Origin of the sequence: Nocardia sp. NPDC006044, from assembly GCF_042871115.1 — a bacterium.
GTDB lineage: Bacteria > Actinomycetota > Actinomycetes > Mycobacteriales > Mycobacteriaceae > Nocardia.
In genome coordinates this window covers 91368-103641 of record NZ_JBIAID010000001.1, presented here as the reverse complement: position 1 = coordinate 103641, position 12274 = coordinate 91368, and the positions used below count along the sequence as shown (strand labels likewise).

11 protein-coding genes are annotated in these 12274 nt (G+C 69.5%); 6 read left to right on the top strand and 5 right to left on the bottom strand.

All coding sequences use genetic code 11. The features are described 5' to 3' along the window. The first annotated feature begins 19 nt into the window (after positions 1 to 19). Positions 20 to 1024, top strand: a complete 1005-nt coding sequence (locus ACFYO1_RS00550) for an AraC family transcriptional regulator (RefSeq protein ID WP_387225727.1) — start codon at positions 20 to 22, stop codon at positions 1022 to 1024. Between the two features lie 5 nt (positions 1025 to 1029). Here the strand turns inward: ACFYO1_RS00550 and ACFYO1_RS00545 are convergent, their stop codons facing one another. Beyond that, complete coding sequence (locus ACFYO1_RS00545; protein ID WP_387225725.1) at positions 1030 to 1599, bottom strand: TetR/AcrR family transcriptional regulator; 570 nt, start codon at positions 1597 to 1599, stop codon at positions 1030 to 1032. Positions 1600 to 1724: 125 nt separating this feature from the next. Between ACFYO1_RS00545 and ACFYO1_RS00540 the strand changes: the two genes are divergently transcribed. Both ACFYO1_RS00540 and ACFYO1_RS00535 read left to right on the top strand, forming a co-directional pair. Then, on the top strand, positions 1725 to 3155 hold the full coding sequence (locus ACFYO1_RS00540; RefSeq protein ID WP_387225724.1) for an MFS transporter: 1431 nt from the start codon (positions 1725 to 1727) through the stop codon (positions 3153 to 3155). A gap of 147 nt (positions 3156 to 3302) precedes the next feature. Next, complete coding sequence (locus tag ACFYO1_RS00535; protein WP_387225722.1) at positions 3303 to 6170, top strand: BTAD domain-containing putative transcriptional regulator; 2868 nt, start codon at positions 3303 to 3305, stop codon at positions 6168 to 6170. 226 nt (positions 6171 to 6396) lie between these two features. Here ACFYO1_RS00535 and ACFYO1_RS00530 read toward each other — a convergent pair whose 3' ends face one another. The 4 genes from ACFYO1_RS00530 to ACFYO1_RS00515 all read right to left on the bottom strand — a co-directional run bounded on the left by ACFYO1_RS00530 (position 6397) and on the right by ACFYO1_RS00515 (position 10173). Next, entirely contained in the window at positions 6397 to 6969 is a 573-nt protein-coding gene (locus tag ACFYO1_RS00530) for a hypothetical protein (RefSeq protein WP_387225720.1), read from the bottom strand. 154 nt (positions 6970 to 7123) lie between these two features. After that, entirely contained in the window at positions 7124 to 8113 is a 990-nt protein-coding gene (locus ACFYO1_RS00525; protein WP_387225718.1) for a zinc-binding alcohol dehydrogenase family protein, read from the bottom strand. 4 nt (positions 8114 to 8117) lie between these two features. Further along, on the bottom strand, positions 8118 to 8594 hold the full coding sequence (locus tag ACFYO1_RS00520) for a MarR family winged helix-turn-helix transcriptional regulator (RefSeq protein ID WP_387225716.1): 477 nt from the start codon (positions 8592 to 8594) through the stop codon (positions 8118 to 8120). 139 nt (positions 8595 to 8733) lie between these two features. Next, a complete protein-coding gene (locus ACFYO1_RS00515; RefSeq protein WP_387225714.1) occupies positions 8734 to 10173 on the bottom strand; it encodes an alpha/beta hydrolase in 1440 nt (479 codons plus the stop codon). 72 nt (positions 10174 to 10245) lie between these two features. Between ACFYO1_RS00515 and ACFYO1_RS00510 the strand changes: the two genes are divergently transcribed. From ACFYO1_RS00510 to ACFYO1_RS00500, 3 genes are all read left to right on the top strand, one after another. After that, positions 10246 to 10848, top strand: coding sequence for a TetR/AcrR family transcriptional regulator (locus ACFYO1_RS00510; RefSeq protein ID WP_387225712.1), 603 nt, complete (start codon positions 10246 to 10248; stop codon positions 10846 to 10848). Positions 10849 to 10926: 78 nt separating this feature from the next. Further along, on the top strand, positions 10927 to 11472 hold the full coding sequence (locus tag ACFYO1_RS00505; protein WP_387225710.1) for a YdcF family protein: 546 nt from the start codon (positions 10927 to 10929) through the stop codon (positions 11470 to 11472). Positions 11473 to 11517: 45 nt separating this feature from the next. Beyond that, positions 11518 to 12249 carry a VIT family protein gene (locus ACFYO1_RS00500; protein WP_387225708.1) on the top strand — a complete coding sequence of 244 codons (732 nt, stop codon included), beginning with the start codon at positions 11518 to 11520 and terminating at the stop codon, positions 12247 to 12249. Positions 12250 to 12274: the final 25 nt, after the last annotated feature.

Below are 12274 nucleotides of genomic sequence, written 5' to 3'. Positions count from 1 at the left end.
CTATTTAACTCTGAGCGACATGAGCGTGATCCGATCCGCCGGGCTGCGCGGCTTCCGCGCGACGGTGGCCGAACTCGGCGGCGACGCCGAGCAGTACGCCATGGCCTGCGGGCTGCCGGTCGCCGCGCTCGACACCGACGACCTGCTGATCCCGGACCAAGCGCTGGCCGCGGTGCTCGAACTGGCCGCGCAGCGGCTGGACTGCGACGACCTCGGCCTGCGCATTTCGCTCCGCCAGGACCTCGACATGCTCGGCCCGCTGGCCCTGGCCATCCGGAACTCACCGTCGCTGACCCACGTCCTGGAGTGCTCGGCGCGCTATCTGTTCCTGCATGCCCGCGCGCTCACCCTGACCCCCGAACCCGACCCCTACGGCGATCGCGGCGTGATCGCGCTGCACTACGGCGTCCAGCCCGGCATGCTGTCGCCCATCCAGGCCACCGATCTCGGCCTCGCGTTCGTGCATCACACCATCGAGCGACTGGCCGGCGACCGCTACCGGCTCCTGTCGGTCGAGCTGCCGTACCGGCCGCCCGCGCCGATCGCCCGCTACGAGCAATTCTTCGGCGCACCCGTGCGAACCAACCGGCCGTACGCGGCGCTGCGGGTGCCGCGGAATCTGCCCGCGCTGCCGCTGAGCGGCGGCGACGAGAACCTGCACCGGTTGGCGATGGCCTTCCTGGCGGGGCAGGCGGGTGGCATCGACGGCTCGGTGACGCCGCAGGTCCGGGCCACCGTGCAACAGCTACTCGGCACCATCGCTCCCGAAATCGGTTCCGTGGCAAAACTTTTGACCGTCCATCCGCGTACGCTGCAGCGCCGGCTGGCTGCGGAGGGCACCACGTTCGCCGCGATCCTCGACGACGTCCGCCGCGACGAGGCCCGACGCTACCTCACCACCACGGACATGCCGATGAGTCAGGTCGCCTCGGTCATCGGGCTGTCCGAGCAGTCGACCTTCACCCGCTGCTGCCGAAGATGGTGGGGCACCACACCGACCGCGATTCGCCGCAACCGGACGTGAGCCGGCTACCTGGCGGCACGCAACCCGTCGAGCGTGACGCCGATCAGCCGTTCGGCGGCCTCCGGCGTCTTCTCACAGGCGACGCCGATGCCGTGCCCGAGCCGCAGCATGTCGCGCGGTTCGATGTCCGTACGGATCGCGCCCGCGTCTTGCGCGGATTTCAGCAACACGGCGGCCGCGTCGTTCATCAGGCCCCGGCACAGGGTGAACGTTTCGGAGCCGTGGTCGATCAACGCCTTCAAGGTGGTCGCGAGGCTGCGCTTGTCCATCACGAAATCCACCTGCTCGCGCATCCACTGCTCGAACGCGTCGGCCGGAGAGGCGGTTTCGAGTAGCTCGTAGGCGCGCTGACTCAGCCGTTCGATGCTGGCGCGATACACCGCCTCGATCAGCGCCTCCCGATTCGGGAAGTGCCGGTACAGCGTTCCGGGCCCGACCGCGGCGCGGCGCGCGATGTCGTCCAACGGCACCTCGGGACCGTCCTCGGCGAAGGCCTCGCGCGCGCACTCCACGATCCGCTCATAGTTGCGCCGCGCATCGGCCCGCATCGGCCGCGCGGTCGACGGTTCGGCCACGATTCCTCCAGTGGAAACGGATGAAGTCTCCGGTTAGTCTTGCGTAACCGGAGAATCTCTCCATATGATAGCTCCAGCAGAAGCGGAGACTCTCTCCGTTTAGCTCACGAACGATGGAGCGCTTCTTGTCCACGAACACCCTCTCCGCGGGCACCACCACGTCCGCGCCGAGTACCCGGCCGTTCCGTTCCGGCCTGGTGCTGGTCACCCTGCTGACCTGCCAATTGATGATCATTCTCGACATCACCGTGATGAATGTCGCGCTGCCGCGCATCCACACCGACCTGGAATTCAGCGCCACCGGCCTGTCCTGGGTGATGAACGCCTACACCCTGGTCTTCGGCGGCCTGCTGTTGCTCGGCGGGCGGGCCGGCGACCTGTTCGGCCGGCGCAACCTGTTCATCGCGGGCACCACCCTGTTCACCCTGGCCTCGCTGGCCGGCGGCTTGGCGCCGTCGGCGACCTGGCTGCTGGTCGCCCGCGTCGTGCAGGGCATCGGCGCGGCCATGGCCGGCCCGAGCACGCTCGCCCTGCTGACCACGACGTTCAGCGAACCGAAGGCCAGGATGCGGGTGCTCGCGCTGTTCTCCGGCATGTCCAGCGCCGGCTTCGCCATCGGCCTCATCCTCGGCGGTCTGCTGACCGAGTGGCTGAGCTGGCGTTCGGTGCTGTTCATCAACGTGCCGTTCGGCGTGGTCGTCGTGCTGCTCGCGCTGCGGTACCTGCCGGACGCCGTGCGCCAGCCCGCCCGGCTCGATCTGCCCGGCGCGGTGACCGCGACCGGTGGCGTGGCCGCGCTGGTCTACGGCTTCATCAGCGCCGCGGCGAACGGCTGGGGCAATGAGACCACCGACATCTCGCTGGCCGCGGGCGTGCTCCTGCTCGTGGCATTCGTCGCGATCGAACTGCGGACGGCACAGCCGCTGCTGCCGCTGCGGCTGTTCACCGATCGCAATCGCGCCGCCGCCTACGCCAACATGTTCCTCGGGCCGATGGCGGGCATGTCGATGTTCTTCTTCCTCACCCAGTACCTTCAGGAGGTGCGCGGATTGAGCGCGCTGGCAACGGGTTTCGCGTTCCTGCCGACCGCGTTGCTGATGTTCACGATGATCCGGCTGATCCCCCGGCTGCTGACGCGGTTCGGGCCCAAGCCGGTGACCCTGGTCGGCACGGCGCTGATGGGGTCGGGCTTGGCGTTGCTGACGCAGTTGCGCACCGACAGCGGATACTTCCCGCTGCTGTTCGCGGCGATGGTGCTGATGGGATTCGGTATCGGACTGGCGTTCTCGCCGCTGAACGTGATCATCATGTCGAGCGTGCCGCCGAGCGACGCCGGCGCGGCGGGCGGTGCGTTGCAGACGTTGCAGCAGACCGGCTCCGCGCTCGGCCTGGCCATTCTGGTCACGGTGTTCGGCACGGCGGCGCGGGGCGCGACCGGATCACCCCAGCAGGTGCTGGTCAGCGGCACCACGACGGCGTTCGCCGCGGCGGTCGGCGTCGCGGTGCTGACCTTCCTGGTCGCGCTCACCTTCCGCAGCACCCGTACGACCGCCTGATCCACATTCGACGCAGGAAGCCGGTGGTTCGGCGCCCGCTCGGGGCGCCGGGCCGCCGGCTTTTCCGCGTATCCGACGCGGCCGAGATCCGCTCCCCGGCCGCGCCGCGGCGCCGCGTTAAACTCCCAGCGTTCGGGAGGTCGGTTGGTGCAGTTCGTGGTCTTGGGCGAGGTCAGGGCGTGGCGCGGGGAGCAAGCGCTACCGCTCGGACCGCCACAGCGTCGGGCCGTGCTCGCGGCCCTGCTTTTGCGTGCCGGTAGCGCGGTCACCGCGGCCGAGCTGGTCGAGGGCATCTGGGGTCAGCGGCCCGTGCCGCGCGCGATCGCGGCATTGCGCACCCACGTCGCACAACTGCGCCGGATCTTGGAACCCGATCGGCCCGCGCGTGGCCCGTCGACGGTGCTGGTGTCGATCGGGGACGGCTACGCACTGCGGATACCGCCGGGGTCGACCGACGTGGCGGAGGTCGAACGGCTCGTCGCGGCGGCCGACCAGGCCCGCGACCGCGCGCCCGCCGCGGCGCGAGCGAATCTGGTTGCCGCGCTGGGCAAGTGGCAGGGCACGGCGCTGAGCGGATTGCCCGGCCCGTTCGCCGAGCGGCAGCGCTCGCGGCTCGAGCAGTGGCGGCTGGCCATCCTGGAGGATCGGCTCGCGCTGGACATCGAGACCGGCCGCAGCGCCGACGCGGTCGCCGAGCTCACCTCGCTGATCGAGGAACATCCACTGCGCGAACGATTCCGGGCGCTGCTGATGACCGCGCTGTACAACTGCGGCCGCCAGTCCGACGCGCTCGACGCCTATGCGCAGGCCCGCCGGGCACTGGTGGACGGTGTCGGCGTCGAGCCGGGACCGGAACTGACCGTGGTGCACGAGCGGATCTTGCACGGTGCGATGCCCGCGATCGCCGAATCCCGCGCGGAGCCCGGCGTCGAGCAGGTGCCCGCTCAATTGCCGCCGGACATCGCGGATTTCACCGGCCGCGAGCGACTGGTCGACGAGTTGGCGGCGCAGCTGACCGGCGCGGGCAGCGCGGTGGCGATCTCCGCGGTCGGCGGCATGGGCGGGGTCGGCAAGACGACCCTCGCCCTGCACGTCGCGCACCGGGTGCGAGATCGGTTCCCGGACGGGCAGTTATACGCGAACCTGCACGGCGTCGACCCGGTGCCCACTCCCCCCGGCGCGGCGCTCGGCGGCTTCCTGCGCGCACTCGGCGTCGCGGAGGGCGATATCCCGTCCGGCGTCGACGAGCGGGCCGCCGAATTGCGAACCCGGTTGTCCGGCAGGCGAATACTCATGGTGCTGGACAACGCGCGCGACTACGCGCAGGTGGCCCCGCTGCTCGCCGGGTCGGCCGTGCTGATCACCAGCCGGTCCGCGCTGACCGAGCTGCCCGCGGTCACCCGCACCCGGCTCGACGTGCTGGAAACGGCCGAGGCGATGGCGCTGCTCGTCCGCATTCTGGGCGCGGAACGCGTTGGCGCCGAAGCGGAGTCGGCGCGGGCGGTGGTCGCGCAGTGCGGCCTGCTGCCGCTGGCGGTGCGGATCGTCGGCGCCCGGCTCGCGGTCCGGCCGCAGTGGACGATCGCGTCGTTCGCCGAGCGGCTGGCCGACGAGAAGAGCAGGCTGAACGTGCTGAAGACCGGCGAGCTCGCGGTCGAGGCGGTGTTCCGGCTCGGCTACGGTCAACTGGTTCCCGAGCAGGCCAAGGCCTTTCGCACGCTGGCGCTCGCGGAGGTGCCGGATCTGTCCATCGACGCCATCGCGGCGATCCTCGGCATCTCCGCGCACGACGCGGAGGAGGTGTGCGAATCCCTGGTCGACCTCAGCCTGTTGGAGACCACCGCGCCCGGCCGCTACCGATTCCACGATCTACTCCGGCTTTTCGCGCGCGGCGTGGCCGACGAGGACGAATCCGCCGTGCTGGTCCGGGTGCTCGACTATCACCTGGCCAGCGCGAAGAACCTGCTCAGCGCGATCGACTACAGCAACACGACCCGGCTGCTGGTCGCGACCGACGTCCCTGGCCGCGCGTTCGCCAGCGGCTCGGATGGGCAGGCGTGGAACGACATCGAGCGTCCGGTGGTGATCGCGCTGCATCAACAGGCGGCCCGTGTCGGCGGCCGGGCGCTGGACGTGGCGGCGGATCTGGCCTGGGTGATGGCCGAGCTGATGGACGCGGGCACCGGCGCGCGCGAGCTGTCCCGCGCGCTGGAGTCGTTGCTGGACACCGCGATCGCCGAGGACAATCTGGCCGCCGAGCGCCGGATCCGGACCGCGCTCGGCGCGCTGCTGCAGGTCGGGCTCGGCGAGGTGGAGGCGAGCCTGCCGCATCTGCGCGCGGTCTCCGGGCCGCCGGCCACCGATGTCGACCGCAGGCTCTCGGTGCTCGCGTCGGTGCTGCTCGGCGTCGCGGCCCGGCGGATGGGTGACGCGTATGCCTCGCACCGGCATTTCGAGCACGCCACCGAACTCACCCGCACCCTCGGCGACCGTTCGATGGAGGCCTGGTGCCTGGCGCTGGTCACCCGAACCTATTGCGAGGCCGGGCAATACGACGAGGCGGTGCAGATGGCGGAGCGGGCGATCGCGCTGGCGCGTGAGTCGTCCAACCCGGTCGCGCTCGGCTGGGCCACGCACGAGCTGGCCGCCACCCTGTCCATGCTCGGTGAGCATCAGCGCGCGATCGAACTCGGCGGCGAGGCCGTGCGCGCGGCGCAGCACAACGGCGTGCGGCTGTGGGAGGGCTGGGCGCGCACCCGGCTGGCGCAGATCCACCTGCAGGCAGGCAATGTGAACGAGGCGCAGACGCATGCCGCCGGCGCCCTGCAACTGCTGACCAAGGCCGCCGACCCGATCGATCGGGCGCGGGCGATGGCCCTGCATGCCGCCGCGCTGGCGGCGCGGGGCCGGCGGGCGCGGGCCGAGCAGGAGTTCCGCGAGGCGGCCGAGATCTTCACCCGCGCGGGGCTTTCGCCGCCGAGCATCGATCGGTTGTTCGGTACCGGCGCGGAATGAGCGCGGTTCTCGCCGTGCCGAATAACGAACGTTTATTCGATATTTATCGGTCGCTGAACCGCGGCTGGCATCCTGCTGAGTCGATGCGACCACACCATCGCCAATGGTGCGCAGGAGAGGGGTCGTGCGGACTCGCGACCGCCCGGAACTGGGACCGAGCGGTCACTCGGGTCCGCGCCGACTCGCGCTCGCGGGGTGCGCGAGGCGTTGCGCGGACCCCGCGACGTCAGGGCTCGAAAGTCAGGTCGAAGGCCCCGCCGAGTTGATTGAGGGCGGCGGGGTCACCGAACACGAATTCCGAGCCGACATCCGGATCCGACGGATCGGGCGTGCACCAGCGCGCCGGTGAGTCGTCCGGAACCAGCGTGTCGACGTACTCGGCGAAGGTGAGTTGCGCCTCGAGGTCCTCGTCCGGGCCCGGGTACACCGGCCAGGACTGCGGGTGGCCGTTGCAGCGGAAGCTCAGCTGCTGCCCGCCGTCCGCGCCGTCGACCAGCTGTATCTCGGTGATCGTGAGCAGACCCTGCGTGCAGGACGCGATCAGCTCCAATTCGTACCGGTACCTGCTCAGCCGATCTTCGCCCGCCACGCTGAGCCCTTTGAACATCTTGTATTCCGTGGTGTAGCGCAGCCCGAGTTCCTCGAGCAGACCGAGCACCCCTAGTTCGTCGTCGCCGAAGTAGTCGAGCGTTTCGTCGAGGATGTCCGCGTCCAGCTTCTCTGCGACCACCGACTGGTCCACCAAACCGAGCTCCACGACTCGCTGCGCCACCGCGCGCACGGTCCACTCATCCGACATCGGTACCTCCCCGGTCGCGACCTCGATCAGATCGCGGCGCCCCGATGGTAGCGGCATCGCCTGCGGACCGGAAGGGCTTCGCCGGCGGCCGGAATCCTTGATCGGACGGCGATCCGAGCGAGGTGGCGGCCGAGCAGATCGGACGACGGGAGGCTCAGAGCGCGACGACGAGTTTGCCGGTGGCGGCACCGGATTCCATGTAGCCGTGGGCTTCCCTGATCTGGTCGAGGGTGAAGACGCGGTCGATCGGAATGGTGGTCCGCCCGGCGGCGGCCGCGTCGAGGAAGTCCTGCAGGACCTCGGCGGGCAGATCGCTCGCGTCGCCCCCGTAGGCGGTGAGGCGCACACCCTGCGGCAGATAGCCGATGGGGTAGAAGTTCTCCACGAGCCACTCGTTGGACAGCATGCCGGTGAAACAGACGACACCCTGCATTCTGGTGGCGCGCAGGGTATCCGGCAGGGTCGGGGTGCCGACGAGTTCGAGGGCGGTGTCGACGCCGCCGGGGGCGATGCGGCGGACCTGGTCGGCCACCTCGCCGTTGTCGATCAGCACGTGATCGACGCCGAGTTGTTTCAGCGCATCGGCTTTGGCCGGATTACGCGTGGTCGCAAAGACGATCATGTCGCGTTGCTTGGCGAGGATCGCGGTGGCCGCGCCGACCGAGGAGGTGCCGCCGCGGATCAGAATCGATTGGCCCGGCCGGCCGTCGAGTCCGATGGTCAGCGAACCGTAGGCGGTTTGCAGCATCTCCGGGACGGCGCCGAGCGTGGGCCAGTCCAGCGTGCTGGTGAACGGAATCACCTGAGCCGCGGGGACACAGGTGTACTCGGCGTACCCGCCGTCGAAGGTGCGACCCATGCCGCCCATCATCGCCATGACCTGTTGGCCGGCCTCGAATTCGCCGCCGGGACTGGACGCGACGATGCCGGTCGCCTCGATGCCAGGCACGCGCGGGAAGACGACGCCCTCGGCCATCCCGAGGCGGGTGTGTAGTTCGGATCTGTTGAGGCCGAACGCCTTTACCTGGATGAGCACCTCACCCGGTTGGGGCGTCGGTACCGGCAGGTCCCGTATCCGCAAGGCTTCCAGGGGACCCGGGCCGTCCAAGACGACAGCCCGCATGGTGGTGGGGATCGCGGACATTCGATTACTCCTTCTCTTGCTCCGCCGTGGGTGCGGCGGACAGGTTGGCGGAGCGGAGCAGGCGCAGCGTGGCATCGAGACGGTCCACGGAGCCGGGGCCGAGCACCGCACCGATCCGTTCGGCGAGTTCGGCCTCGACCGTCGCCGTCGCGGCGCGCAGCAGGCGGGTTCCGCTGCGCGTCAATGTGATTCGATGCGATCGGCCATCCGCGGGATCGCGCTGTCGTTCGGCGTGGCCCGCGGCCTGCACTCGATCGACGATCTTGCTGGCGCCGCCCTCGGTGATGGTCATCGCCTCGGCGATGTCCCGCACCCGCGCACCGCCGAGGCGGTCGGTGACGCGCATCATCTCGAACCAGGGCAGCGGCATCGCATGGTCGTCGCGCAGCCGGCGTTCGACGGCGTTCCACAGCAGGATTTCCACCCGAACCAGCTGGTCGAACAGCTCGACCAGGCCCGCTTCCGCCACCAGATACTCCATTCCTTGTCATGCTCACTGACCAACCAAGGCAAGTGAGTGCACACTAACAGTGGAGTTATCGTCGACCAGAGGCGAATAACTCCTTTCCATGGAATGGAACATACCCGATGTCGGCACTATTCCCGTGGGTCGTGCGAAACTATCGGCACACGGTCCCGCGCTCGGGCACCGCGCCCTCGCGCAGGTAGGCGTTCACCACACGGTCGACACAGTCGTTCACGCCGCCGTACGCGCCGTGCCCCACCCCGTGATAGGTGACCAGGACACCCGGCGCCAACGCCTGCGCCAGCTCGGACACCCATTCGATCGGCGCCTCCGGATCACCGGTATTGCCGATCAACACGATCGGCGCCGCGCCCGCGCCACTCACCCGAGCGCGGCCGACGCCGTGCACCGGCCAGTGTGCGCACTCGGCCAGCCGAAGGCCGGTCAGCTCACCGAAACGCGGTGATACCCTGGCGAACTCCGGCAGGAACCCGCGAATCTGCTCGGTGCTGTAGACGTCCGGATAGTCCGCACAGTTGGCGGCCGTGTTGATCGACGCGAAGTTGGAGCGTGAACCGTCCGGGCGGCGGCCCGCGAAAAGGTCGGCGTAGCCGATGAGTTCGTTGCCGTTGCCCGAGAAGGCCTGGGCGAGTGCGGTGATCAGATGCGGCCAGACTTCCGGAGCCGCCACGCCGAGGCCGAGCGCCGCCGTCGCGACCGGCCTGGTGAGCGGCGTGCCCCGATCGGTGTGCAACGGTGCCGCCTCTACTCGGGCGAGGAAGGCGTCGATCCCGTCCGAGGCCGCCTGCTCGGTCGCGCCGAGCGGGCAATTCCCCTGGTTCACACAGAAACTCAGAAATGCCCGCAACGCCGCCTCACTACCCGCGGACTGATCGAGCAGAGATTGCCGGAAGCCGCGCAGCGGCGTGCCGGGTGCGTCCAGCAGCATGCGGCCGACCCGCTGCGGAAAGAGCGTGGCGTAGGCGGCGCCCAGCTGACCGCCATAGGAAACACCGAGGTAGTTCAGCTTGTCGTCGCCCACCGCGGCACGAACGAGGTCGATGTCGCGCGCGGAGTCGAACAGGCCGATATGCGGAAGCAGCGGTCCGGACGCCGCCACACACGAGTCGGTGAACTGCTCGCTGCTCGCATCGATGGCCGCCCATTCCGAATCGGTCCGTGGAACCCGGTCCGGCAGTGGACCCTCCGAGCAATGGACCGCAGTGCTGCGACCGGCACCCCGCGGATCCCAGGACACCAGGTCATACCGATCGAGCAACGCGGAGAACCGCGAGGCCACGCCCACCACGGTTTCCAGTCCGGAGCCGCCGGGTCCGCCGGGGTTGTAGACCAGCGAGCCCAGCCGTTTCGCCGGATCGGCGCTGCGGGTGCGGATCAGCGCGAGATCGATGGCGCCCGCGCCGGGCGCGCGGTAGTCACGGGGCGCGGCGATGGTCGCGCATTCCCACACCCGCCCGTCGCCCGCGATGCCCTGACACGGCGACCACGCCGGCTCGACCTCCCGCGCCGGGCCTCCCCCGCAGGCCGTCGCCAGCAGCGCAAGGACCCCGAGTACTACGCCGAACCATCGCATCCCCGCCTTCACCTTTCTCAGCACGACTGTGTTACTTATCGAAAGCTAACACAGTCGTGCTACAAATACGAGGTGGCAAGAACCGTCGACCAGCAGGCCCACCGGCAGCGACGGCAGGAGATCGCCGAGGCCGTCTGGCGGGTCATCCAGCGCGACGGGCTGGAGAACGCCTCGGTGCGCAAAGTGGCCACCGAGGCCGGCGTCTCGATGGGCAGCCTGCGGCACTACTTCTCCACCCAGTCCGAGCTGCTCGCCTTCTCCCTCGGCATGGTCGGCGAGGGAATGATGGACCGGATCCGGCAATTGGACCTGGCCGCCGACCCGCTCGACCGCGCCGCGCAGATCCTGCTCACCGGATTACTGCCCACCGGCCCCCGGCAGCGCGCGGTGACCAAGGTGTGGCTGGCGTTCCTCGGCCGCGTGCTCACCGAACCGGAGCTGCGCAAGAGCAGCGACGAACTCTACGACTCCACTGCGGAACTCGTCACCTGGGTGATGCGGGAACTGGCCGCGAGTGGACGGCTACGCGACGGCTTCGATCTCGAGTCGGAGACCGAACGCCTCTATATCTTCGTCGACGGCCTCACCGTGCAGTCGCTGATCCGTCCGGAGAAGATTCCGCCGGAGCGGGTCCGAGAGTTGCTGCGGCAGTATTTGAATCAGTTGTGCCGCTGAGCGGTGGCCGCCGGAGCGGCGATCCGCCCGGTGCTCGCGTGAACCGGTCGCCGCGCGGATTTCGGTATCGTCGGGCGGGTGACCGGCCTGCGACGAGCTGGAATCTTCTTCGGCGCCCTGCTCGCCCTGGTCCTGCTGATCGGGCTCGCGGGTCTGCCGGTGTACGTCTATCCGCAGACCGATCCGCTCCGCAAGGCCGACGCCATCGTGGTGCTGGGCGGCACCGCCTACGAGCGGTTCGACGTCGGGCTCGAGCTGGCCGAGCAGGGATACGCGCCGACGCTGTTGATCTCGCGTTCCACCGGGCTCGACGACCACGAGATGGATCGGTACTGCGCTGGCCAGTTCGCCTTCACCGTCAGCTGTTTCGTCCCGGATCCGTGGACCACCGAGGGCGAGGCGCAGGAAATCCGGCGGCGGGCACGGCAATACGGCTGGCGGCACATCATTGTGGTGACCTACACCCCGCACGTGTCGCGAGCACGCTACATCGTGTCGAAGTGCTTCGACGGCGAGCTGACCATGGTGGCGAGCCCGAGCGCGTCGGGGCCGCGGTTCTGGGCGTGGATGTACATCCGGCAGTCGGCGGGATATCTGCGGGCGTTTCTGTCGCCGGGCTGCTGAGCGGGCTACGGGTCAGCCGGGCGATCGTCGCCTAGTCTTCGATTCATGGACGAGACGACCGGTACACCCGCGGGTGCGCACCCGCACGAACCCCATGCCGAGGGGTTGGCGTCCAAGCTGAACTGGTTGCGCGCCGGGGTGCTCGGCGCGAACGACGGCATCGTGTCCACGGCGGGGCTGGTGGTCGGCGTCGCCGCCGCGACCACCAGCACGGGTGCCATCTTCACCGCGGGCATTGCCGGACTGTCGGCGGGCGCGATCTCGATGGCGGTCGGCGAATACGTGTCGGTGAGCACCCAGCGCGACTCCGAGCGGGCGCTGCTGGCGAAGGAACAGCGCGAACTGCGCGAGGAACCGGAATTCGAGCTGGCCGAGCTGGCAGGCATCTACGAGGCCAAGGGCCTGTCCGCGGACACCGCCCGCAAGGTGGCCGAGGAGCTCACCGCGCACGACGCGTTCACCGCGCACGCCGAGGCCGAGCTGGGACTCGATCCCAAGGACCTGACCAACCCGTGGCAGGCCGCGTTCTCCTCGGCGGTGTCGTTCACCTTCGGCGCCCTACTGCCGCTGCTGGCCATTCTGCTGCCGCCGGTCCCGCTGCGGATTCCGATCACCTTCGCCGCCGTGCTGGTCGCGCTGGCGATCACCGGTTCGGTCAGCGCCCGCCTCGGCGGCAGCGAACGCGGCCGCGCGGTGCTGCGGGTGGTGATCGGCGGAGCGCTCGCCATGGCGGTCACCTACGGCATCGGGCAACTCGCGGGCGTCGCCGGGATCTGATCCAGGGAAAGGGAACGTCCCGGCT